General features: G+C 71.2%; 23 protein-coding genes. 8 read left to right on the forward strand and 15 right to left on the reverse strand.

Annotated features, from left to right (window positions below; all coding sequences use genetic code 11):
* Positions 1–79: 79 nt before the first annotated feature.
* Positions 80–991, forward strand: a complete 912-nt coding sequence (locus ACIQNU_RS09530; protein WP_401363303.1) for a PaaX family transcriptional regulator C-terminal domain-containing protein — start codon at positions 80–82, stop codon at positions 989–991.
* Here the strand turns inward: ACIQNU_RS09530 and ACIQNU_RS09535 are convergent, their stop codons facing one another.
* Complete coding sequence (locus ACIQNU_RS09535; RefSeq protein WP_401363305.1) at positions 992–1,588, reverse strand: class I SAM-dependent methyltransferase; 597 nt, start codon at positions 1,586–1,588, stop codon at positions 992–994.
* 213 nt (positions 1,589–1,801) lie between these two features.
* Between ACIQNU_RS09535 and ACIQNU_RS09540 the strand changes: the two genes are divergently transcribed.
* A complete protein-coding gene (locus ACIQNU_RS09540; RefSeq protein WP_401363308.1) occupies positions 1,802–3,004 on the forward strand; it encodes an IS110 family transposase in 1,203 nt (400 codons plus the stop codon).
* A gap of 117 nt (positions 3,005–3,121) precedes the next feature.
* Entirely contained in the window at positions 3,122–3,754 is a 633-nt protein-coding gene (locus tag ACIQNU_RS09545; RefSeq protein ID WP_401363311.1) for a helix-turn-helix domain-containing protein, read from the forward strand.
* Positions 3,755–3,766: 12 nt separating this feature from the next.
* Here the strand turns inward: ACIQNU_RS09545 and ACIQNU_RS09550 are convergent, their stop codons facing one another.
* The 4 genes from ACIQNU_RS09550 to ACIQNU_RS09565 all read right to left on the reverse strand — a co-directional run bounded on the left by ACIQNU_RS09550 (position 3,767) and on the right by ACIQNU_RS09565 (position 7,380).
* On the reverse strand, positions 3,767–4,564 hold the full coding sequence (locus ACIQNU_RS09550) for an ABC transporter permease (protein WP_401363314.1): 798 nt from the start codon (positions 4,562–4,564) through the stop codon (positions 3,767–3,769).
* A complete protein-coding gene (locus tag ACIQNU_RS09555) occupies positions 4,552–5,379 on the reverse strand; it encodes an ABC transporter permease (RefSeq protein ID WP_401363317.1) in 828 nt (275 codons plus the stop codon). Before ACIQNU_RS09555 ends, ACIQNU_RS09550 begins: the two co-directional genes overlap by 13 nt.
* Positions 5,363–6,181, reverse strand: coding sequence for an ABC transporter ATP-binding protein (locus ACIQNU_RS09560; RefSeq protein WP_401363320.1), 819 nt, complete (start codon positions 6,179–6,181; stop codon positions 5,363–5,365). Before ACIQNU_RS09560 ends, ACIQNU_RS09555 begins: the two co-directional genes overlap by 17 nt.
* A gap of 119 nt (positions 6,182–6,300) precedes the next feature.
* Positions 6,301–7,380 carry an ABC transporter substrate-binding protein gene (locus ACIQNU_RS09565; RefSeq protein WP_401363323.1) on the reverse strand — a complete coding sequence of 360 codons (1,080 nt, stop codon included), beginning with the start codon at positions 7,378–7,380 and terminating at the stop codon, positions 6,301–6,303.
* A gap of 601 nt (positions 7,381–7,981) precedes the next feature.
* Here ACIQNU_RS09565 and ACIQNU_RS09570 point away from each other — a divergent pair.
* Positions 7,982–10,003, forward strand: coding sequence for an FAD-dependent oxidoreductase (locus ACIQNU_RS09570; RefSeq protein WP_401363325.1), 2,022 nt, complete (start codon positions 7,982–7,984; stop codon positions 10,001–10,003).
* A gap of 36 nt (positions 10,004–10,039) precedes the next feature.
* On the forward strand, positions 10,040–10,603 hold the full coding sequence (locus ACIQNU_RS09575) for a PadR family transcriptional regulator (RefSeq protein ID WP_401363328.1): 564 nt from the start codon (positions 10,040–10,042) through the stop codon (positions 10,601–10,603).
* A gap of 15 nt (positions 10,604–10,618) precedes the next feature.
* On the opposite strand, the gene ACIQNU_RS09580 is transcribed toward ACIQNU_RS09575, so the two are convergent.
* From ACIQNU_RS09580 to ACIQNU_RS09595, 4 genes are all read right to left on the reverse strand, one after another.
* A complete protein-coding gene (locus tag ACIQNU_RS09580) occupies positions 10,619–11,761 on the reverse strand; it encodes a Gfo/Idh/MocA family protein (RefSeq protein ID WP_401363331.1) in 1,143 nt (380 codons plus the stop codon).
* A complete protein-coding gene (locus ACIQNU_RS09585) occupies positions 11,758–12,501 on the reverse strand; it encodes a sugar phosphate isomerase/epimerase family protein (RefSeq protein WP_401363334.1) in 744 nt (247 codons plus the stop codon). Before ACIQNU_RS09585 ends, ACIQNU_RS09580 begins: the two co-directional genes overlap by 4 nt.
* Positions 12,502–12,760: 259 nt before the next feature.
* Entirely contained in the window at positions 12,761–13,312 is a 552-nt protein-coding gene (locus ACIQNU_RS09590) for a hypothetical protein (RefSeq protein WP_401363337.1), read from the reverse strand.
* A 178-nt stretch (positions 13,313–13,490) separates the two neighbouring features.
* On the reverse strand, positions 13,491–14,486 hold the full coding sequence (locus ACIQNU_RS09595) for a fibronectin type III domain-containing protein (protein WP_401364232.1): 996 nt from the start codon (positions 14,484–14,486) through the stop codon (positions 13,491–13,493).
* A gap of 240 nt (positions 14,487–14,726) precedes the next feature.
* Between ACIQNU_RS09595 and ACIQNU_RS09600 the strand changes: the two genes are divergently transcribed.
* The gene (locus ACIQNU_RS09600; RefSeq protein ID WP_401363340.1) at positions 14,727–15,464 is read left to right on the forward strand and encodes a glycoside hydrolase family 75 protein; all 738 of its coding nucleotides are present in this window, start codon (positions 14,727–14,729) and stop codon (positions 15,462–15,464) included.
* A gap of 51 nt (positions 15,465–15,515) precedes the next feature.
* On the opposite strand, the gene ACIQNU_RS09605 is transcribed toward ACIQNU_RS09600, so the two are convergent.
* The 3 genes from ACIQNU_RS09605 to dhaK form a co-directional block, all read right to left on the reverse strand.
* Entirely contained in the window at positions 15,516–15,926 is a 411-nt protein-coding gene (locus tag ACIQNU_RS09605) for a PTS fructose transporter subunit IIA (protein WP_401363343.1), read from the reverse strand.
* Positions 15,919–16,563 carry a dihydroxyacetone kinase subunit DhaL gene (gene dhaL / locus ACIQNU_RS09610; protein WP_401363346.1) on the reverse strand — a complete coding sequence of 215 codons (645 nt, stop codon included), beginning with the start codon at positions 16,561–16,563 and terminating at the stop codon, positions 15,919–15,921. Before dhaL ends, ACIQNU_RS09605 begins: the two co-directional genes overlap by 8 nt.
* A 69-nt stretch (positions 16,564–16,632) precedes the next feature.
* A complete protein-coding gene (gene dhaK, locus ACIQNU_RS09615) occupies positions 16,633–17,625 on the reverse strand; it encodes a dihydroxyacetone kinase subunit DhaK (RefSeq protein ID WP_401363348.1) in 993 nt (330 codons plus the stop codon).
* Positions 17,626–17,952: 327 nt separating this feature from the next.
* Between dhaK and ACIQNU_RS09620 the strand changes: the two genes are divergently transcribed.
* Entirely contained in the window at positions 17,953–18,129 is a 177-nt protein-coding gene (locus ACIQNU_RS09620; RefSeq protein WP_401363351.1) for a hydrophobic protein, read from the forward strand.
* 50 nt (positions 18,130–18,179) lie between these two features.
* Entirely contained in the window at positions 18,180–18,590 is a 411-nt protein-coding gene (locus ACIQNU_RS09625) for an ACT domain-containing protein (protein WP_401363354.1), read from the forward strand.
* A gap of 33 nt (positions 18,591–18,623) precedes the next feature.
* Here the strand turns inward: ACIQNU_RS09625 and ACIQNU_RS09630 are convergent, their stop codons facing one another.
* From ACIQNU_RS09630 to ACIQNU_RS09640, 3 genes are read right to left on the reverse strand one after another with little or no spacing between them, the layout of a single operon-like run.
* The gene (locus ACIQNU_RS09630; protein ID WP_401363356.1) at positions 18,624–19,037 is read right to left on the reverse strand and encodes a nuclear transport factor 2 family protein; all 414 of its coding nucleotides are present in this window, start codon (positions 19,035–19,037) and stop codon (positions 18,624–18,626) included.
* A 54-nt stretch (positions 19,038–19,091) separates the two neighbouring features.
* A complete protein-coding gene (locus ACIQNU_RS09635) occupies positions 19,092–19,784 on the reverse strand; it encodes an RraA family protein (protein WP_401363359.1) in 693 nt (230 codons plus the stop codon).
* A 44-nt stretch (positions 19,785–19,828) separates the two neighbouring features.
* Positions 19,829–23,110: a family 78 glycoside hydrolase catalytic domain gene (locus ACIQNU_RS09640; protein WP_401363362.1), complete on the reverse strand. Its 3,282-nt coding sequence runs from the start codon at positions 23,108–23,110 to the stop codon at positions 19,829–19,831.
* Between the last annotated feature and the right edge of the window lie 60 nt (positions 23,111–23,170).

The following is a 23,170-nucleotide window of genomic DNA, read 5'->3' on the forward strand; positions in this document are numbered from 1 at the left end:
CCGTACCCGCGCGTCAGGCGGCAAAAGCGCTGAACAGGCCGCTGCGATCACGGGAGGCGAGTACGCCATACTGACGAGGATGAGCGACACGAAGGGCGCCCGGCCCACCGCAGCCGCACGCCGTTCACGGACCGTACTCGTGAGCTTCCTCGGCGCGATCGTCCGGAAGATGGGCAACTGGATGCCCATCGCGGGCACGGTGGAGCTGCTGGCCGATGCGGGCCTGGACGCCTCCAGCGTCCGGTCGGCGGTCTTCCGGCTCAAGAAGCGCGGATGGCTGGTGCCGGAGACCCGCGCGGGCATGCGCGGCTACGCGCTGACGCCCGCCGCGCTGGAAGCGCTCGCGGCGGGCGACGAGGTGATCTGGCACGCGCGACAGCCCGCCGATCTGGCCGACGGCTGGTGCTTCGTGAACTTCTCGATACCCGAGTCCGCCCGCCCCCTGCGCCACCAGTTGACCGCCCACCTCACCTCGCTCGGCTTCGGCAACATCGGCTCGGCGGTGTGGATCGCCCCCGCGCGCATGCTCCCGGCCGCGCAACGCGCCATCGCCGAACTGGACCTCACCGATCAGTGCGCCCTCTTCGCCGGTGACCACGTCGGCGGGCAGGACCTCACGGCCATGGTCCGGGGCGGCTGGGACCTCGACGGGATCGACCGGCGCTACCGGGAGTTCATCAAGGACTACGAGGGCGAGGCGGACCGCTTCACCGCCGCGGCCGTCATCGACGGCCGGCACGCCTTCGTCACGTATCTCTCGGTGATAGACCACTGGCGCAAACTGCCGTTCCGCGACCCCGGGCTGCCGTCCGAAGTACTGACAGACGACTGGACCGGACCCGCCGCCGTCCGCCTCTTCGAACGGCTCGTCGCGGCCCTGGAGGGCCGGGCACTGGCCCACGCAGCCGCCTACTGGTCCGCGTCCGCACAGCCGAAACCGGAGCAGCCCGTGCAGCCGAAACCGGCGCGGGCGACGGACGGCGCCGGCTGATCACCGCAGGCGGCGCGCGCGGAGGACGGTGTCGTGGGTGTGGTGGGTGCCGGGGGGTGCGGGTGCGGTGCGAGGCCGGGTCTCGTTGATGAGGACGGTCCAGTCGTGGCCGAGGAGCCGGGCGATGTCGTCGGGCTGGTAGTAGTCGAGCGGGTCGAAGTCGCGTGCGTGCTCCGGGGGCAGATCCGCGAGGTCGTGGCCCGCGAAGAGCAGGGTCCCGCCGGGTGCGACGGCGTCCAGGAGGCCGTGCAGCGCGGTGTGGTCCGGCTGCCGCCGCAGCGGGAGGTACTGGGCGGACACCAGGTCGAAGGCGCAGGCCGGAGGGGGCGTGGCCGCCGAGTCGGCCCGAGTCCACACCACGCGGCCCGTCGGGTCCTTGGCCGCGGCGCGTTCCAGGGCGGTCGCGGAGATGTCGACGCCGGTGACCTGCCAGCCCTGTACGGCCAGCCAGTGCGCGTCGGCACCCTCACCGCACCCCACGTCCAGCGCGCGCCCCGGCGTCAGGCCGGTGATCTCGGTGACGAGCACGCCGTTCGGTGCGCCGCTGAAGACCTGATCCCGGCTGCGGTACATCTCGTCCCAGAACTGGGCGTCCATGGTTCTCTCCGTAAGTTGTTGGGTGGCCCGGGAGGGCCGGATGTGGCTTATGGTTCCTTGCCTTCAGTGGCTCCCGAGGAGTGGCCGTCCGGCTCTCCGGGGCGCCCTGGCTGCTGATTGAGATGTGCGCGCTGTGTGCGGTCGCTGATTACGGAGACGACAGCGGGGTGTTCCTCGGGCCGACGGCATGCCGTGCGGAACGAGGAGGGGCAAGTGAGCAAGCGGAAGGCCCAGGTCTGGGCCGGTGTCGATGCCGGTAAAGGCCACCACTGGGCGGCTGTGGTCGACGAGACCGGCGCGACGCTCTGGTCGAAGAAGATCGACAACGACGAGCCGGCGATCCTGACCGCGCTCGGCGAGATCCTGGACCTGGCGGACCGGGTCCACTGGGCGGTGGACATCTCCGGTACGTCCTCCGCGCTGCTGCCGGCGCTTCTCGCGGCGCACGGCCGGCGGGCCGTCTACGTGCCGGGCCGCACGGTCAACCGCATGTCGGGCGCCTACCGGGGTGAGGCGAAGACCGACGCCCGCGACGCCTACGTCATCGCCGAGACCGCCCGCCACAGAAGCGACTTCGCCACGATCGATGTGCCCGCCCAGCCGGCCGCCGACCTCGCGCTGCTGACCGCCCCCCGGTCGGACCTGGTCGCCGACCGGGTGCGGATGATCAACCGACTGCGCGACGTGCTGACCGGCGTCTTCCCCGCGCTGGAGCGGGCCTTCGACTACTCCGCCCACAAGGGTGCGCTGGTCCTGCTGACGGGCTACCAGACCCCGGCCGCGATCCGCCGCCGTGGCCGGGCAAGGCTGACGGCCTGGCCGGCCAACCGCAGTGTGCGCGGCGCCGACGCGGTCGCCGCGACCGCGCTGCAGGCCGCCCAGGCCCAGCAGACCGCGCTGCCCGGCGAGGACGTCGCCGCGCGGATCGTGGCCGGCCTGGCCGTGCAGATCCTGGCCCTGGACGACCGGCTCAAGCGGATCGACAAGCAGATCCGTGACACCTCCCGCAGCCACCCGCAGGCGGAGATCATCGAGTCCCTGCCCGGCATGGGTCCGATACTCGGAGCCGAGTTCGTCGTCGCGGCCGGCGACCTCAGCGCCTACGCCGATGCCGGCCACCTCGCCTCCGCGGCCGGGCTCGTGCCCGTCCCGCGGGACTCGGGACGCCGGACCGGCAACCCGCACCGGCCCAAGCGCTACAGCCGCCGCCTGCGCCGGGTGTTCTACATGTCCGCACAGACCAGCATCATCCGCGAGGGACCGAACCGGGACTTCTACCTCAAGAAGCGCGGCGAGGGCTGCAAGCACGTCCAGGCGGTCATCGCACTGGCCCGGCGACGGGCGAGCGTCCTGTGGGCCCTTCTGCGCAACAACCGGGTGTTCACCTCCGCCCCGCCGGTCCCGCAAGCGGCTTGACTTCGTCATTGAGACTCCTCGGTGGCGGGTGCGACCTGTGCGAGCCAACTTGCCCCCACTCCGGGCGAGCCCGCAAAGTTCTTTGCGGAAACCGCAAACTCTGGGCACAGTGACCGTATGAGCGACGAGTACGACGAGTACGAGGCCGTGCTTGCGGCGGTCGGACCCCGGCTCCGCGCGTTGCGGCGCCGCCGCGGAACCACCCTGACCGCCCTGTCGGAGACCACCGGCATCCCGATCAGCACCCTGTCCCGGCTGGAGTCCGGACAGCGCAGGCCGGGTCTGGAACTGCTGCTCCCGCTGGCCAAGGTCTACCGGATGCCGATCGACGAACTCGTCGGCGCCCCGGCCGACTTCGACCCCCGCGTGCGCCCGCAGCCGTTCACCCGCAACGGCATGACCGTCGTCCCGCTGACCCGCAACCCCGGCGGCCTCCAGGCGTTCAAGCACATCCTCCCGGCCGGCCCGACCGACCGCGAACCCGATCCCCGCTCACACGAGGGATACCACTGGCTGTACGTCCTGAGCGGGCGGCTCCGTGTCGTCCTGGGCGACCAGGACCTCGTCCTCACCGCCGGCGAGGTCGCCGAGTTCGACACCCACCTCCCGCACTGGTTCGGCAACGCCGACACCCACCCGGTGGAGTACCTGAGCATCCTCGGCCCCCAGGGCGAACGCTTCCATGTGAGAGCCCGCTACCAGCCAGGCGACCGCGACCGCGACGCCGACCGCGACGGCGACAACGCTTGACGGCACCGGCGTCTATGCCTGTGACCACCTCATCAGCCGTTTCTCCGTGAACCCGATGATGGTGTCGAGTATCCAGGAGATCACGATTATCGCGACGAGTCCGGCCCAGATCTGGTCAACGTCCAGTTTGGATTCGCCGAGCACCAGCAGATAGCCAAGGCCGTTGCTCGATCCCACGAACTCGGCGGTGATCGCTGCTTGGAACGCGTACCCGATGGTGATCCGTGTGACGCCGACGAGCCAGCTGGTGAGGGCTGGTGCGTAGACATCGCGGACTATGCCTCCCGTCCGCGCGCCGAATATCCTCATCGAATCGAGAAGGCCGCCGTCGACTTCTCTGAATCCCGAGGCGACGATCGTGGTCACCACGACCACGATGACCAATGCCACCAGCACAACCTTCGAAACATCGTTGAAGCCCAGCCACACCGCCAGAAACGGATACAGGATCAGACGGGGAGTGCCATTGAAAAACGCGAGAAAGGGATCCAGGACGTCCCGGACGAAGTCGGACAGCCCTATCGCGGTGCCGAGGGCGATACCCGCGACGGTGCCGATAAACCAGCCGATGAGGAGGACCTTGACCGTGGAGTACGAAGCGGACACCAACGTGCCGTCCGTGATCCATTGGCTCAGGAAGTGCCAGGTGTCACCGGGAGTACCGAAAGCGAAAGCGTCGAGGCCGCCGAACTCCATGGCCTGGCCCCAGACGACAACCAGCAGCACGGGGAACAGGATCTGGGCGACCGGCAGGCGCGAACGGGACACCAACGAAGGGGACACCTGCGAACGGGACGCTACGCTTTCCATGCGCTGAACCTCCTCTCCACACGAAAAAGGACGCGGTCGGCGACGATCGCCAAGGTGGCGACGGCCAGGATTCCGGCCACGATCGCGTTGGGGTCAAGACCCTGCTGGGCCACGGCGATTCTGTTTCCCAGACCTGAATTGGACGCGATGTACTCGGAAATGACCGCCGCCGTCAGTGCCCACGCCGCCGACACCCGCAGACTGGTCATCAGCCAGCCCGCGATGGCCGGGACATACACGTCGCGTATGCATTCGAGTATCGAAGCGCCTGCCAGCCTGAGGTAGTCCAGGTACACGCGGTCGATGTTCCTCAGGCCCGAGTGCACGCCGTAGAAAACGATGAAGAACATCGCCGACGCAACGAAATACACCTTCGAGTTGAAGCTGATCCCGAACCAGATGATGAACACCGGCGCGAGGGCGACCTTGGGGAGCGAGTTGGCGATCGCGATGTAGGGCGCGAGGAAGCGGGACACCGAGGGCAACGGCAATATCAGGGCCACCAGAGCGACCGCCACCGCGACGCCCAGCGCGTACCCCGCCAGCGCTTCCAGGACGGTCTGCTCCAAGTCGTCCCAGAACTCGGGCAGCACCAGCCACTGCCCAACCCTTGAGGCGACGTCCGAAGGACGCCCGAGCAGCAGCTGCCAGTACTCGTTGCTCGCGAGCAACTGCCAGCCCCCGATGACCACCACCACGATCAGTACGCGGCTCAACCACACGGCGACGGTGAACTTCGCGCTGCGTGCCGGCGTCCGCCGGCCCGGTGGCTTCTGAGTCGCCCGCGTCGCCGCGTTGTCAGTGTTCTTCCGCATGGCTCCGCTGCACCTCCGCTCGGAGCTGCTCCCAGATCCGGTGGTACAGGTCGGTGAACTTCGGCTCGAAACGCACCTCCATGAGATTCCGGGGCCGTGGCAGGTCGATCGGGTAGTCGCCGATCACCGTCCCCGGTGACGCGCTCATCACGACGACCCGGTCCGACAGGCCGACCGCTTCCTCAAGGTCGTGCGTGATGAACAGCACCGAAGGCCGATATTCCTGCCAGAGGGACAAGAGGTCGTCCTCCATGTGGGTGCGGGTCTGGACGTCCAGGGCACTGAAGGGTTCATCCATCAAGATGATCTTCGGCTGGTACGCGAGAGTCGCCGCGATCGCCACTCGCTTGCGCATGCCCCCCGACAGCTGATGGGGATAGGACTCCGCGAACTGCCCGAGGCGTACGCGCTTCAGCCAGTCACGGGCCTTCTCCAGAGCCTGCTTCTTGGGCATGCCCTGGTACCGCAGGGGCAGGGCGACGTTCTGCACAGCGGTGCGCCACGGGAGCAGTGCGTCGCGCTGGAAGATGAAGCCGACGTCCCGGTTCACCCCGCGTACGGGGTGGTTGAACGTTTCGACCGTGCCACTCGCCGGAGTCGCCAGCCCGGCCAGGAGCCCCAGTACGGTCGACTTTCCGCAGCCGGACGGCCCCACCACCGAGACGAACTCGCCGGGCCGCACTTCCAGGGTGACGTCGGTCAGCGCTGTGAACTCGCCCCGCGCGGAGGGGAATGTTCTCGTGACGCTGCTCAGCTTGATGGCAGGCGAGGCCAAATCGACGTGGTCGCCAACAAGTGTCATCGATTCTCCAAGAGGTCGTCGCATCGACGCCGCGTGATCGTCGATAGCGAGATCAGCGACTCAGGCTGTTGAACGAGCGTTTCCTTCGGTGTCACGGCAGGTGCCGCGATCGTGGTAGTTCAACCCGCGGCGGGCCGGTCGATGGGCAGCGTGCTGTAGGCCTTGTCGACGTACCGCTTGTCGAAGAATCCCTCGGGAATGCTCTTCGGGTCCAAGCCCGCCAGTGCGATGGTGTCGGTGATCGCCTTGTCGGTGAACCCGCCGTCGGCGGTGGCGAAGGAGCCGGACAGATACTTCCACTGCCGGAGGAACCCGTCCTGTGGATTGACCTTCTTGAACTCGTCGGGCATCAGGCTGTAGACGGCTTTCCCGTCGGATTTTCCGCGAAGCTGTGCGAGGCTTTCGACCAGCGCGGAGACGAGGTCCTGAGTGAGTTCGGGATACTGCTGGGTGAAGTCATTGGGCACGACGACACCCATGCCCAGAACCTGGCCGATCAGTGGTTCGGCGGATCGCGGGTCGTTCAGGTCGGTCACCAGATATCCCGCCCCTTCGTCGATTGTCTTCATCGTCTCCGGAATGCTCGCCGTAATGAGATCGGCCCGGCCGGTCATGAGCGCGGGCGCGAAGGCGACTCCAGAACCCAGGGCGACCTGCTTGGTCTTGTCCCAGTCAACGCCCGCGGCGGTCATGGCCTTCCGTGCGGTTACCTGGCTGAGGGAGCCCGGTGCCGTAAAGCCGACCTTCTTGTCGGCGAAGGAGGCAAGGTCGGTTCCGTTCGCGGCTTGGTACTTCTTCGCCCCGACGGCAAGCAAGCCCGATCCCAGCGATATGTTTCCCACGTACTTGAGGTCCTTGCCCGCATGCGCCGCGGTCAAAGCGGTGACGGTGGCACACAGGCAGACTTGCGCGGTGCCGCCGGCCAGGGCTCCGATGGTGTCGGATCCTTTCGCGAACGGCTCGTAGCTGATCGTCGTGCCGTATTTCCGCTCGATCTCGGCGAGATTTTCGTGCGCGGCCCACCAGGACGCATAGCTGGAGAGATAGTTGCCGCCCACCGCGATGACGACGCGATTCGGGACCCCGCCCGAACTCTGGCCGCTGCCGGAGCCTCCACATCCGGCGAGTACGAACGCGAAGAGAGCGAAGAGAGCGAAGTGAGCGGGGAAAGCGATCCGTGCACCTCTGTTGAGTCGCATGGTCAAACCTTTCTCTTGGGGACACGGACATCCCCTGAACCGGCGTCTTTGGCGATCGGCGGAACGGTTTGCGGGAACCCGTATCAGGGCTGGATCTCCCGAAATCCAGAGAGGGAAAGGGCAACACCACGGCGTCGGTGTGCAACGGCGGGGTGACCGGAAGGAGCGGCCTTCCCGCACTGGTGAGCGTCACGCGGCCCGGGTCGCGGGCCGGAGCGCGAACTGGCCGGCCCGTAGGTCCTCATGGACCCCGTTGCGACCGGTGCCGGCGTTGGCGTGGTTGAAGGTAGGCCCCTGTCTTCAACAGCGTCAAGGACACGCGTTTTCCCTGAACAGGCGCCCTGTGCAGGCATCCTGGGCAGTTTGCCTGGGCACGTCTCCGGGCTGACGCGGCTCCCGCCGCAGGGCCCGGCGGCTGGAGGCGGGATCTGGCCCTGACGGCCCGTTGACCCCCCTACTTGTCCGTCATACGATGACGTATGTCAGACAAAGTCCCATGACATGCGTCACTCGGTTTATGCAACTAGTTGCACAAACCTTCCGGAGCCGTCTACAACAGGAGGCGACCACGAGGAACGACTCCGCGTACGGAAGGCCCCGTATGAGCCGCTACCCGCACCTGCTGACCCCGCTCGACCTGGGCTTCATCACCCTGCCCAACCGCGTCCTCATGGGATCCATGCACGTGGGGCTCGAAGAGGCCGAGGGCGGCTTCGCGCGGATGGCGGAGTTCTACGCCACCCGCGTCCGGGGCGGTGTCGGACTCATGGTCACCGGAGGCATCGCACCCAACGACGAAGGCAGGCCGTACGAGGGCGGCGCCCGGCTGACCACCGACGCGGAGGCCGAACAGCACACCGTCGTCACCGACGCGGTGCACCGCGAGGGCGGCCGGATCGCCCTCCAGATCCTGCACTTCGGCCGCTACGCCTACCACCAGGACCTCGTCGCGCCCAGCGCCCTCCAGGCCCCGATCAGCCCCTACACACCCCGCGCGCTCACCGACGACGAGGTGGAGCGGACGATCGACGACTTCGCCCGCACCGCCGAACTCGCGCGCCGCGCCGGCTACGACGGCGTCGAGATCATGGGCTCCGAGGGCTACCTGATCAACGAGTTCGTCGCGGCGGCGACCAACCACCGCGACGACCGCTGGGGCGGCCCGTACGAGAACCGCATACGGTTCCCCGTCGAGATCGTGCGGCGCGTCCGCGAGCGCGTCGGGCCCGACTTCCTCGTCATCCACCGGCTGTCCATGCTCGACCTCGTCCCCGGCGGCTCCACGCTCGACGAGGTCGTCACGCTGGCGCGGGCGGTCGAGGCGGCCGGCGCGAACATCATCAACACCGGCATCGGCTGGCACGAGGCGCGCATCCCCACCATCGCCACCTCCGTGCCGCGCGGCGCCTACACCTGGGTGACGAAGAAGGTCATGGGCGCGGTCTCCATCCCGCTCGTCACCACCAACCGCATCAACACCCCCGAACTCGCCGAGGAGTTGCTCGCCGCGGGCCACGCCGACATGGTGTCGCTCGCCCGGCCACTCCTCGCCGACCCGGACTTCGTCGCCAAGGCCCGCGCCGGACGCGCCGACGCCATCAACACCTGCATCGGCTGCAACCAGGCATGCCTGGACCACACGTTCAGCGGCCGGATCACCTCCTGCCTGGTCAACCCGCGCGCCTGCCACGAGACCGAACTCGTCCTCTCCCCGACCCGGCGGGCCCGGCGCGTCGCCGTGGTCGGTGCCGGTCCCGCCGGACTCGCCTGCGCCGTGAGCGCCGCCGAACGCGGCCACCACGTCACCCTCTTCGACGCGGCCACCGAGATCGGCGGACAGCTCAACATCGCCCGCAAGGTCCCCGGCAAGCAGGAGTTCGACGAGACCCTGCGCTACTTCCGTACCCGCATCGCCGACCTCGGCGTGGACGTACGCCTCGGCGTCCGGGTCACCGCCGCTCTGCTCGGCGCCGCGGCGTACGACGAGATCGTCGTCGCCACCGGCGTCCTGCCCCGTACGCCCGACATCCCCGGCATCGACCACCCGAGCGTCCTCGGCTACCTCGACGTCCTGCGCGACGGTGCGCCCGTCGGCGCGCGGGTCGCCGTGCTCGGTGCGGGCGGTATCGGCTTCGACGTCGCCGCGTACCTCACCGACAGCGGCGACGGAGCGAGCCGGGACCCGGCCGTGTACTTCCGGACCTGGGGCGTCGACATGGACTACCGGGCGCCCGGCGGACTCGCCGCACCCCTGCGGCCCGCGCCGCCGCGCGCGGTCCACCTCCTCCAGCGCTCCACCACCAAACCCGGCGCGGGGCTCGGGAAGACCACCGGCTGGATCCACCGCACCGAACTGCGCCACCGCGGCGTCACCATGACCGCGGGCGTCCGCTACGACCGCATCGACGACGCCGGACTCCACCTCACCGTCGACGGCCGGCCCCGCCTGGTCGAGGTGGACACCATCGTCCTGTGCACCGGCCAGGAACCCCGCCGCGACCTGTACGAGGACCTGCGCGCCGCCGGACGGGAGCCGCACCTCATCGGGGGCGCCGACGAAGCCGCCGAACTCGACGCCAAGCGCGCCGTGCTCCAGGGCACCCGGGTCGCGGCGGCCCTGTGACCCCGGCGGCCCCTCCGGCAAATCTAGGATGCGGGCATGTCCCTGCCCCACGCGATCCTCACCGCCCTGCTCGAAAAGCCGTCGTCAGGGCTGGAGCTGACCCGGCGCTTCGACCGGTCGATCGGCTACTTCTGGTCGGCCACGCACCAGCAGATCTACCGCGAGCTGGGCAAGCTCGAACAGACCGGCCACATCCGCGCCCTGCCGTCCGACCGTCCCGCGCGGGGCAGCAGGAAGGAGTACGAGGTGCTGCCCGAAGGCCGCGCCGAACTCGCCCGCTGGACCGCCGCACCCCAGGACCCGAAGCCGCTGCGGGACCCCCTGCTGCTGCGGCTGCGGGCGGCGGCCGTGGTCGGGACCGACGGCATCGCGTCCGACCTGCGCCACCATCTCGACCTGCACCGCAGCCAGTTGGCGACCTACCGGGACATCGAGAAGAAGGACTTCCCGCCGGGCCGTGACACCCCCGAGGACCGGCTGCGGCATCTGGTGCTGCGGGCCGGGATCGACCTGGAGACCTTCTGGACCCAGTGGCTCGACCACGCGCTCACCGAGTTCGACGACCTGTCCCCGGACACGGACGGCACCGCACCCGCGTGAGTTCGCGGCAGCCAGTCACTCCCTGCCGAGCGTCGCGGCGCACGGGTCCCAGTCCGTGCCGACCGGAGCCGGTGGCGCCGGCCGGGGCGGCAGGTCCGTGAACGCGCCGCGTCCGGCCGATTCACCGATCGCCGCCATCGTGTGCAGCACATGCAGCGCGAGAGAGCCGGAGGCGCGGGGCGCGCTCCCGCCGCGTACCGCACGCGCCAGGTCCAGGACGCCGAGCCCGCGCCCGTCGGTCCGGCCGTCGACGGGCAGGTCCCGCCACTCCTCGGAGCCGTTGGCCCGCAGCCGCAGCGGGCCGTCGAAGGTGTTCGGATCGGGCACGGCGAGGGTGCCCTCCGTGCCCACGACCTCGAACTGGATACGCCGGTGGGCCGAGTCGAAGCTGAACGTCGAGGTGGCCCGTACCCCCGAGTCGAAGGTGAGCAGCGCCGAGACATGTGTCGGTACGTCGACCGGGAACTCCTCGCCCGCCCGGGGCCCCGAGCCGACGACCCGCCGGGCGCGGGCCGTCGCCGCGGTCGCCGCCACCCGGGACACTCCGCCGAACAGGGCCACCAGCGACGTCAGATAGTAGGGGCCGAGGTCGAACAGCGGCCCCGCGCCCGGCTGGTAGAAGAACGCCGGGTCCGGATGCCAGGACTCCGGACCGAGGCTCTGGACGACGGTGGTCGCGGCCACCGGCTCCCCGATGTGCCCCGCGCGCAGCGCCCGCAGCGCCGACTGGAGGCCCGCGCCGAGGAAGGTGTCCGGCGCGTTGCCGACGAGCAGGCCCCGCTCGGACGCCTCGGCGAGCAGCTTCTCGGCCTCGCCCGCGGTCGGCGCGATCGGCTTCTCGCCGTACACGTGCTTCCCGGCCCGCAGCGCCGCCGTGGCGACCTGGGCGTGCGCGGCAGGGACGGTCAGATTGACGACGAGTTCGACCTCCGGCACCGCCAGGACCGTGGCCAGATCCCCGGCGACCGGCACGCCGTGCTCCCCGGCGACCGCGCGGGCACGCTCCACGTCCAGATCCGCGACGGCGATCACGCGGACGTCCGGGAAGGCCGCGAGGGTCCTGAGGTACTGGCCGCTGATGACGCCCGCGCCGACGAGGGCGACCCCGACCGGGCCGCCACGCCCCCTTCCGGCGGCGGCCTCCGTTCCGGCGCTCACGCCGCCTCCAGCCCGGCCACGTACGCGCGGCTCGCGGCGAGTTCGGCGAACAGGTCGCCCGCGCACGCGTCGAACTCGACGATCCGCCAGGTGTCCGGCGAGGCCGCCAGGATGCCGGGCACGGACATCGCACCGGTGCCGACCGCCACATGGGGTTCGCCCTTGATGCCGGGACCGTCCTTCACATGCAGTGCGAGGACCCGGTCCCCGAGCCGGCCGAGGAGCGCCGGGACGTCCGCGCCGCCCACCGCGGCCCAGTACGTGTCGACCTCCAGGAAGACATCCGGCGCCAGGAGGTCCGCCAGCACTTCCAGGGCGTGCCGCCCGTCGACCGCCGGCTCGATCTCCCACCAGTGGTTGTGATAGCCGACGCGGATGCCCAGGGGCGCGGCGCGTTCGGCGAGGGCGTTGAGCCGGTCGGCGGTCCGCTTCAGGCCGTCGAGGCTCGTGAACTCCTCGTGCGGGATGCCGCCCGGCACGATCGCGAGATCCGTACCGAGCCGGGCCACGGCGTCCAGCGCGGGCCCCGGATCCGGTGCGAGGAGCGGCCCGGCATGCGTGCTCGACACCGTCAGACCGAGATCGTCGGCCAGGCGCCGCAGTCCTTCCGGATCGGTGTGCACATCGAAGGCCTCGACCGCCCCGAACCCCATGGCGGCCAGGCGCGCCAAGGTCCCTTCCCGGTCGGCGGCGAGCGCGTCGCGCACGCTGTAGAGCTGAACGCTGATCGGTCGTGACATGGACCCGAGCCCCCTGTCGGCGGTCGGCCGGACGCGGTGCGCCGGCGCCAGGACGACACGTACGCCTGCTCACGTACGTGTCGCTACGCATGTGTCGATCGCGCCGACAACGATGCCATCTCGTCCCGGAGATCGACAGGGTGCCTTCGGGGTCCCGTGCGGGAGGCCGTTCCCCTCACCCCGGCTCGCACGGACGCCGCCTCCGTCCGGCGGATGGGGGGACCGGGGGAGACGGCGGCCGTACGGCCGGTGCGGCGGATCAGTGGCGCTGGTGCCGGGATCGGCGCCGGAGATACCAGACGGTGCCACCGATCCCGGCGCCCACCAGGGCGCCGCCGCCGGCCTTGGTGAGGGTGTCGTAGTTCTCCGTACCGCCACCGAGGCCGCCCTGTACGCCGCGCGCGGGCGCGGTCGTCGCGGAGATCGTCGGGGCGACCGTCGGGGCGGCGCCCACGGTCACGGTGCGGGTACCCGCGTTGATGCCGTTGGCGCACAGCACGCTGACGTTGTAGGTGCCGGGGCCGACGTTGGACCAGGAGCCGCTCTGGCTCGCGGTACCGCCGCTGAGGGAGATCTGACGGCCCTGCGCGAAGGTGGTCTGGCCGGTCGACAGCAGGGACGCGTAGCCCCCGGTGGTGCAGGCGACGGTACTGACCTGGACGGTGGACCCCGCCGCCGTCACGGTGATGCCCGAGACGGCGGTGCCGCCGGCGAAGGCCGGTGCCGCCAGGGTCAGGGGCAGCGCGGCGGCGGCTGTGGCGGTGAGGCCGGAACGGACGGCTGAGCGGACGGATATCCGGATGGTTCGCATATGTCTGCCCTCCGACGGCACGGTTGGCGGTACGTTCCATGCGCCGCCGAGGGTGGGGGATCGCCCGTGCTGCCTTGTGCCGAGCCAACGCGCACCGGAGCGCGCGCGCCTGCGGGCGACCGCCGTGCAGGTGATGAACTCCGCCGACCGGCCCATCCGGCCCCCCGCTCGGGTGGCGCTACGAGTCCGGCTGCCCGGTGGTCACCGTCCGCTCCGCCGAGTACCCGCCCCAGGTGCCGTCCGGCAGCATCGCCCGGATCCGCACCCGGTGCTCCACGCCCGCCTCCTTGTCCACGTAGAAACTGTGCTCGGCGCGGCCCTTCGGAGGTGTGCCGCCCCAGACGAGCGTGGTGACCTGCTCACGGTCGAGCTGGATCTGGTAGCGCATGATCGTCCCGTCCGTCTCCGGCGGGTCCCAGGCCAGATCCAGGTAGTGGCCGCCGTCGGCGCGGTGGGTCGACGCGCGGAAGTCCGCGGGGGCGGTGGCCCGGCCGTCGTCGGAAGCCCCCGCCGTGGTGAGCCGCACCGCGCCGCTCGCGGGCGAGGAGTTGTCGGCCGCGTCGCGCGCCTTCACGGTGAACACGTAGGCCGTGCCGGGCCGCAGCCCGGTGACCGTCGTCCGGGTCACGTCCCCGCCGACACTGTGGATCTTCGTCCCGCCCTGGTAGACGTCGTACGAGACGACCTCGCTGTTGTCCTTCGACGCGCCCCAGGAGAGGGACGCCGCCCGGCTTCCCGCGGGCTTTCCGGTGAGCTTCCCGGGGCGTGTCGGGGCCTGGTCGTCGGCGGCGACCGCCTTCGGCGTGGTCGCGGACACCCCCTTGCTGGGCGCCCCGAGCACCCCCTTCGCGTCGCGGGCCCGCACGGTGAACGTGTACGTGGACGAGGGGGTCAGGCCGGTGATGTCGACCATGTACTCCTTACCCGGGACCTCCTTCACCTTCCGGTCGTCGCGGTACACCTCGTAGCCGTCCACCGCGGTCCCGTCGCCGGGGCTGCTCCACATCACATGCACGGTCGTGGCGCTGCCCGCCTGCGCGGTGACGCCCAGCGGTGGGGGAGGCGGCTGGGTGCCGGCGGTGTCGGCGGCGCTCCAGGCGCAGGACGTCAGCAGGAACGCGGCGGCGGTCAGCGGCAGGGCGTGACGGGGCGTGCGGAGGTGGTGTGGGGGGATGCGGCGCACTGGCGGGCCTTCCCGGTCGCGGATCACGGCATTGGTACAGACCTGTATGGCACGGATGGTGAGTACACATCAAGAGGTCGTAGGCAACGGACACGCCTGAGAGGGTGCGCCGAAGGGAGTCAGCGACACGCGACGGCGTCCGCCGTCCGGCCCTCGAACACCGGTCGCACGGCGCGCAACGTGCAGATTGGTGCCCGCTGGTCACTGTCCCCCACGGAGGGTCCGCTCATCGTGCGCAACCGAACGGTGGCTCTCGCCGCCACCATCGGCACCGTCCTGCTCGCCCCCACCACACTCACCCCCACCACACCCGCCGACGCCCACTCCCGGCCACCGCTCCCCGCCGGCGTCCCCGTCCCGAGAGCCGCCGTACCGGCCGTGGAGCCCGCCGTGCCGGCCGCCGACCTGCTGGCCGCCACCCGTGGCTGCGCGCCCGTCTCCCGTGGCAAGTACCGCACCGACCAGGGCTCACGCCCGACCGTCCCGGTCTGCGGCAGACGCGGTGCCGTGTACTGGAAGGCCGACATGGACATCGACTGCGACGGCCGGCCGGGCCGCCACTGCAACAGGCGCGCCGACCCGCTGTTCTCGCCGATGACGGCGTTCGCGCAGTCCGACGGGAAGTACCTCAGCCCGGACCGGCTGCCCTTCATCGTCGTCCCGGCGGGCAGCAGCCTGTGGAACCCCGCGCGGCACGGCGTGACCGGCGGTTCCGTCGCCGCCGTCGTCTACCGGGACCGGGTCACGTACGCCGTCGTCGGTGACACCGGCCCGGCCGGGATCATCGGCGAGGCGTCGTACGCGACGGCGAAGGCCCTCGGTATCCCCGCCGACCCGCGCACGGGCGGGGCCGCGTCCGGTGTCACCTACATCGTCTTCAAGGACTCGAAGGCGGCCCCGATCCAGAGCCACCGGGCCGCCGTCGCGGAAGGCGAGCGGCTGGCCAGGGAGTTCGTGCGCGGCAGGTAGCCGTGCCGGGCCGTGATCGAGCGGCTCACACCTCGCGGTGGATCAAGTGGCTCACACCTTGCGGTAGTCGTACGCCTCCGTCGCCGCCGCCACGACCGCGTCGAGGTCGGCGCCCGCCGATGCCGTCACCACGGCGGCCACCGCGCCCTCCACGAACGGCGCGTCCACCAGCCGGGTGGCGTCGGGCAGTTCGTCGCCTTCCGCAAGGAGGGCCTTGACGGTGAGGACCGCGCTGCCCAGGTCGGTGAGGACGGCGACACCCGCGCCCTGGTCGACCCGGGCGGCGGCGGCGGAGATCAGCTCGGAGCTGGTGCCGAGGCCACCGCCCTCGGTCCCGCCCGCCGCCGCCACCGGCGCGGTCGCGCCGCCGCCCGCCAGACCGGCCGCCAGCTCGGCGACGGATTCGGCGACCGCCGCGCTGTGCGACACCAGCACGATCCCCACCAGCGGCGTGTCACTCACCGGAACCACCCTCCCCGTTTCCGCCGGTGCCTCCGGCCGTGTCCTTGGCGGTGTCGGCGAGCGCCGCGATGAGCAGCGCCGACGAGGTGGCGCCCGGGTCCTGGTGGCCGATGCTCCGCTCGCCCAGATAGCTGGCCCGGCCCTTGCGCGCCTGGAGCGGTGTGGTCGCCAGGGCGCCCTGCTCCGCGGCGTCCCGCGCGGCCTCGAAGGAGTCGCCGAGCGCGTCGGCGGCGGGCACCAGCGCGTCGAGCATCGTCTTGTCACCCGGCGCCGCGCCACCGAGCTTGGCCACCGCGTCCACCCCGGTGCGCAGCGCGGTGGCGAGATCGGCACCGGACACCTCGGGGGCGTCGCCGAGCGCCTTGCCGGTGCGCCGCAGCAGCGTCCCGTACAGGGGCCCGGACGCCCCGCCGACCGTCGAGATCAGCCGGCGCCCGGCCAGGACCAGGACCGCGCCGGGCGTCGCGGGCGCCTCCTCCTTCAGGCTTGCCGCGACGGCGGTGAAACCGCGCTGGAGGTTGGCGCCGTGGTCGGCGTCGCCGATCGGCGAGTCCAGGGCGGTGAGCCGGTCCGCCTCACGGTCGACGGATACGGCGGTCGCGTTCATCCAGCGGCGGAAGAAGTCGGCATCGAGCACGGAAACTCCTGGCGGGGTCGGTCGGATGGGGCCGGGGAGGAGGGGTGTGGTGTCGGTGGCGGGGAGGGGTCAGCGGCCCCAGCGCAGCCCCGGCGTGCTCACCGGCGCGTCCCACAGACGCAGCAGCTCCTCGTCCACCTGGCAGAGGGTCACCGAGGCGCCGGCCATGTCGAGCGAGGTGACGTAGTTGCCGACCAGCGTGCGGGCGACGGGAACGCCCCGCTCGGCGAGCACCCGGTGCACCTCCGCCGTATAGCCGTACAGCTCCAGGAGCGGAGTGGCCCCCATGCCGTTGACCAGGACCAGGACGGGCGCCTTCGGGTCGAGGTCGTCGAGGACCGCGTCCACCGAGAAGTCGGCGATCTCCCGCGAGGTCATCATGGCCCGCCGCTCACGGCCCGGCTCGCCGTGGATGCCGATGCCGAGTTCCAGCTCACCGGCCGGCAGATCGAAGGTGGGGCTGCCCTTGGCGGGGGTGGTGACGGCGCTGAGGGCGACACCGAAACTGCGGGAGTTCTCGTTGACCCGTACCGCGATCTCCTGGACACGGTCCAGCGGCCTGCCCTCGTCGGCGGCGGCGCCCGCCATCTTCTCCACGAAGAGCGTGGCGCCCGTACCGCGCCGCCCGGCGGTGAAGAGGCTGTCCTGTACGGCCACGTCGTCGTTGACCAGGACCTTCGCGATACGGATGCCCTCGTCGTCGGCGAGTTCGGCGGCCATGTCGAAGTTGAGGACGTCGCCCGTGTAGTTCTTCACGATGAACAGCACGCCCTCGCCGCTGTCCACGGCCGCGGCGGCCCGGAGCATCTGGTCCGGCACCGGCGAGGTGAACACCTCGCCCGGACACGCCGCCGACAGCATGCCGGGGCCCACGAATCCGCCGTGCAGCGGTTCGTGCCCCGAGCCACCGCCCGACACCAGCCCGACCTTGCCCGCGACAGGGGCGTCCCGCCGCACGATCACCCGGTTCTCCACGTCGACCGTCAACTCGGGGTGCGCCACCGCCATCCCCCGCAGGGCATCGGCGACCACGGTCTCGGCCACGTTGATGAGCATCTTCATGGGTACCTCCGGGTGAGCGGGTCCGGTGAGCTGGTCCGGTGAGCTGGTGCGGTGCGCGGTGCGGCAGGTGGGTCGGGGGTGGCGTGCACCCCTTCCAGTATTGAGGAGAAACAGCCCGGAGGAGAGGTCGAAGATCGGAACCGGTGGGGGATGGGCCGCCCGCCGTCCCTGGGCCCTGTCCGGGTGACCGGCGTAGCCTGGTGAGCGGCAGGTGACTTCCCTCCGCCCCTCACCACGTCGTCCTCCGCCCGCCTCGCAGACGTCCGGGAGCAACCCGTGCGGGAAGCGGATTCGAGGGCACCCGGTGTCGTGGAAGGAGATGACACGGTGATTGCCGTCGTGCTGGTTCTGCTGCTGCTCCTGCTCGTCTTCGGGCTCGGGTTCGCCGTCAAGATTCTGTGGTGGATCGCCCTGGCCGCCCTGGTGGTCTGGGTCGTGGGGATTCTCCTGCGTGGCAGGAAGACCGGGGCCGGGGGACAGAGGTCCTCCTGGCACCGCTGGTGAGAGCGGCCGACGAGTCCGACGAGTGCGCGGGCCGGCCCCCGGACCGGTCCGTGAGCGGGGAGCGTGATCTGCGGAGGCTGCTGAGCGGGATGCGCCCGGAACTCAACCCGGGCCGCTATGTGTTCACCTTCACCGAGGCGGGCGCCCTGCCCGGTGTCCCGCCCGGGGTCACCCCTGTGGTGACGGTCGCCGAGCCGGAGGGCCTGACCCTCGTCGTCCGTCAGGAGGAGGCCGACGCGACGGGACTCCCGTACGCCTATGTCGCGGGCTGGATCACCCTGCGCGTCCACTCGGCCCTGGACGCGGTCGGCCTCACCGCCGCCGTCGCCCGGGAACTCGCCACGGCGGGGCTGAGCTGCAACGTCGTGGCGGGCTACCACCACGACCACCTGTTCGTCCCGCACGAACGCGCCACCGAGGCGGTCAGCCTGCTGGAAGCCCTCGCACGACGCTCACGCTGACCCCGGGGCCGTGTCCGGTCGGCGCCGATCGCCTCAGCGTGTGAGGCCACCGGGCGCCGTCGCGGGCACGTCCCCGGCGAAGACGATCATCTGGTCGATCCGGTCGTCCCGGAGGTGGACCACATCGGTGCCGGCCAGTGTGGGGCCGTCGTCGGGCGTGCGGTAGACCCAGCGGTAGCGCGCCCATTCGCCCGGCGCGTCCACCGTGGAGCAGCGCTCCAGGGTGCCGGGCCCCGCCGGATGGCGCCGCAGCTCCAGGACGAAGCGCTCCACCGACTCCACGCTCACACTGCGCCCGAGCGGACCCCAGAACACCACGTCCGAGGTGAGGGCCTGCGAGAGGAGTTCCGTCACATAGCTGTCCGCCGAGGCGTTGAACGCCAGGATGAACGTGTCGATGGCCGACTGAGCCGCCGCTTCCTGTTCCTGCACCGCTTCTCCCTGCATCGTTCCTTCCTACCAGAGCGCGCCCCGGCGCGCCCCGGTCCGACCGGTGATGCCCTACTCCTCGATGGCGCCGCCCACCTTCCGCAGATGCCGCCGGAACGAGTACGTCGGATCGGCCGCCCGCCGCTCCCTGTAGGTGGCGAAGTCGGTCTGGCGCCGCAGGGTTTCGCCCTGCTTGATCGCGGCGGCCTGCTCGCGCTCCGTGTCCCGGATGCGCCCGGCGGTCGCCAGGACCTCGTCCAGATGCGCGGCGGCGATGAACAGCACCCCGTCCTCGTCACCGAACACGACGTCGTCGGCGGTCACCAGATGGAACCCGAACCGCGCCGAGACCAGCGCCTCGGGCTCCCGCTCGTCCAGCCGTACGGGCCCCGGCGGGTAGCTCCCGTAGCTGAACACCGGGACCCCGATCTCCACCAGCTCCGGTGTGTCCCGGTGCAGCCCCCACACGACGAGGCCCGAGACGCCCGCCGTCCGGGCCTCCAGGACCGCGAGGTCGCCGACGCACGCCTCGTCCTTCCGGCCGCCGTTGTCGATGACCAGCACATCGCCCGGCGCTGCCTCGTCGTACGCCTCCAGGAAGACGTCCACGCTGCCGTAGTGCCGCACCGGCAGCACCCGCCCCGCGACCCGCTGCCCCGGGGTGACCGCGCCGATGCCGGGCGGCGCGGCACGCAGCGGCACACCGCCCCGGACACAGGCGTCGGCCAGCAGCGGTGTGGACAGTTCGGCGAAAGCCTTCAGCACGGACGTCTCCCTCACTCGGTCTCCGAAGACAGCATCGCACCCCGTCAGCGGCGCGCCGCGAACTCCCACCTGCCCTGTGGGACCCGGTACACCACGAACCCCGGCTCGGTGCGGATGTGTTCGGCGCCCCTGGGAGCCGTCACCTGCGCGCGGGACGCCGCCGGGACGTGCACCTCGGCCACCGCGCCGACCGGCACGCTCACCGTCATCCGTGTCGCCCCGTCGATCACCGACCACGCGACGCCCGCCTCACCGCGCACGGTACGGATCGCCGTGCGTGCCCAGTCGACGCCGGTACGGGCGTCGGGGCGGACCGTGAACGTGCCGTAGCCCGCGTCCCCCGGGCGCAGACCGCCCACGTTCTCGTACAGCCACTGCGCCACGGTCCCCTGGAAGTAGTGGTCCCGGGAGCGGGAGTCGAGCTGCCACATCTCCCACATCGTGTCGGCGCCGTTGTCGAACCAGTAGCCCCAGCTCGGATACGTGCGCTGCGTGGCGATGGCGTGCGCGACCTCGGGATGGCCCTGCGCCGAGAGCTGCCGCAGCAGCACACTCGTACCCAGCGCGCCGGTGTTGAGGTGGTTGCCGCGCGCCGCGATGTCGGCGAGCAGCGAGGCGGTGACGCTCGCCCGCGCACCGGCCGGGACCAGGCCGAACGCCAGCGGGACGCAGTTGCTGGTCTGCCGGTACCCGGGGTCCTTCGCCGTGCGGTAGTGGCCCTCGGGGGCGAGGAAGGCCGCGTTGAACGCCGACTTCAGACCGTCGGCGACCGAGCGGTAACGGCGGCCCACCGCCGTCTCCTTCAAGACGTCCGCCAGTTCCGCCGTGTCCGTCAGCGCCCGGTGAAGGTAGGCCGTCGCCGTGAGCCGGGTGTCCTCGGGCGGGTTGCCGCCGTACCCCGGTGGCAGATAGTCGCCGAGCGCGGTGATCGCGAGGCCGTCGCGCAGCCGCGCGATCTCCCAGTCGAGATAGCGGGTGAGCGTCGGCCAGTGGTCGCGCGCCACCCGGTCGTCGCCGTACACGCGGTACATCTCGCGCACCAGGAACGGATACACCGTCGTCCACTCCGGCGAGGGGCCGAGATCCCCGTAGCCCCAGCCGCCGCTCGGCACGATCACCGGGAGCTGCCCGTCCGGGTTCTGACTGTCCTTCAGGTCGTCGAGCCACTTGGTGAGGAAGCGGTGCATCCCGAACGCGTACGTCATGACCGGCGCCCCGAGCTGCGCGTCGCCCGTCCAACCGTTCTTCTCGTACATCGGCGTGTCCGTCGGGATACCGTGCAGATTGTTCAGGACCGTCCGCCGCATCGCCCGGTCCAACTGCTCGTAGAACCCCTCCGAACAGCGGAAGTCGCTCACCTCGTCCACCGGCGTGTGCACGACCCGCCCCAGCACCTGCGACGGCTCCGGCTTCCCGGGGAACCCGCTCACCTGCACATAACGGAAGCCCTTGTACGAGAACTTGGGCTCCCACACCTCGTCGGCGCCGCCGCCCGCGCACACGTACTCGTCCGTCTGGAACCGCCCCGGCACATGCCCCGTCTCGGCGACCACACTGCCGTCCGCGCGCAGCTTCTCGCCGTGCACGAGCCGTACCGTCGTCCCCGCCGCCGCGCGCACGGTCAGCTTCGTCCAGCCCGCCATCGTGCGGCCCATGTCGACCACCCACACACCGGGCGTCAGCTCCTTCACGCCGACGGGCCGTACCGTGTCGATGATCTCGATGGGGTCGTGCGGCTGTGCCCGCAGCGTGCCCTTCGGGGCGTCCTGCCGCTCCGCCGCCCGCCAGCCGCCGTCGTCGAAACCGGGCCGCGTCCAGCCCTTCGGCGCCTCGCGGGCGTCGTACGTCTCGCCCGCGTACAGGGAGTTGGTGAGCGTCGGCCCCTCGGTCATCCGCCAGGAGCCGTCCGACGCGACCGTGGTACGGGTGCCGTCCGGATGGTCGATCTCCAACTGGGCGAGCAGCCTGGGCTCGCCGTGCCACGGTGGCGTGTGCCAGTTCCACACATTCGGCGTCGTCATCCCGAAGAAGCCGCGCCCGAGCGTCACACCGATCGCGTTGTCGCCGCGCCGGATCCGGTCCGTCACGTCGTGCACCGCGTACAGGACGGTCTCGTCGTAGTCCGTGAACCCCGGGTCGAGCACCTGCCCGCCGATGCGCCCGCCGTTGATCTCGGCGTCGTAGTACGCCAGTCCGCTGACATACAGCCGCGCCCGCGCCACCGGCTTGCGGACCGTGAACGCGCGGCGCAGCAGCGGCGCCGGCTGCTCGGGAACCGCCACCGAGACCCCGGAGCCCCAGGGGCCCTGACCGTACGGCGCCAGCACCACGGCCGCGTCCCAGCCGGAGTCGTCGAAGCCGGGCCGCTCCCAGCCCTCCTGTTCCCGGTCGGCGCAGCGCCAGCCCGCGCCCGTCACCAACTCCGTTGTCCCGCCCGCGTCCACGATCAGCCGGGCAAGGAGCCCGCCCGGGTTCACCGACGCGCCGCCCCGGTTCGTCGCGAGCACGGCCAGCACCACCCGGCCACGGTCCGCCGCCCGCGCCTGCTCGGTGACGTCGACCAGATGCCCGGTGCGCCAGGCGTCCGTGCGCTCCGGCTGATGCGCGACCCGCTGCCCGCCCGCATACAGCGTGAAGTCGTCGTCCGCAGTCACCACCAGCGTCGCCCTGCGGACCTCCGCACCGGACGGCAGGTCCAGCGCGGCGCGGAACCAACGCGCCCCGGGAGGCGCCCCGTTCGCCGTGGCGCCCGGCGACCAGATCCACGACGCCCCGTCGAAGCCCGGGGGCCGCTCCGCGCTCGCCGCACCGATCCAGTGCCCCTGCCACGCACCGTCCGGCAGGGTCGTCTCCCACCAGCGCACCCGGCTCCACGACGACGGTCGGCCCGCGCCGTCCCACACCCTGACCTGCCAGTGGTAGCGCGTCCGGGGACGCAGCGCGGGACCCGCGTACGCCACGCCGAACGTCCGGTCCGACGCGACCCGGCCCGAGTCCCACACCGTCCGGCGCGCCGAGCCGAGATCGGCGGGGGACAGGGCGACCCGCACCTGATAGGCGGACTGCCGCGCCCCGGTCTGCCCCTCGGCCGACAACTCCCAGGCCAGCCGCGGCTTCGCGACCTCGGTGCCGAGCAGTGTGTCGGCGTACTCGACCGTGGTGCGCTCGATACGGAGCGGCCCGTGCCGCTCCTTTCCCGACCCGGATCCGGAGTTCGGCGCGGCGGCCAGGGCCGGGGCGGCGGCGCCGAGCCCGGCGGCCCCCACCGCCCCGGCGCCCACGACGGAGCTGCGGAGGAAGACCCGGCGATTCCAACCCTTGGTCATCACACGTCCCTTGATCACATGAAGCACGGCTGTGGAAGCGGGTGTTGCGAAGCGGGTGGT

It is taken from the genome of Streptomyces sp. NPDC091292, from assembly GCF_044757265.1.
Classification (GTDB): Bacteria; Actinomycetota; Actinomycetes; order Streptomycetales; family Streptomycetaceae; genus Streptomyces.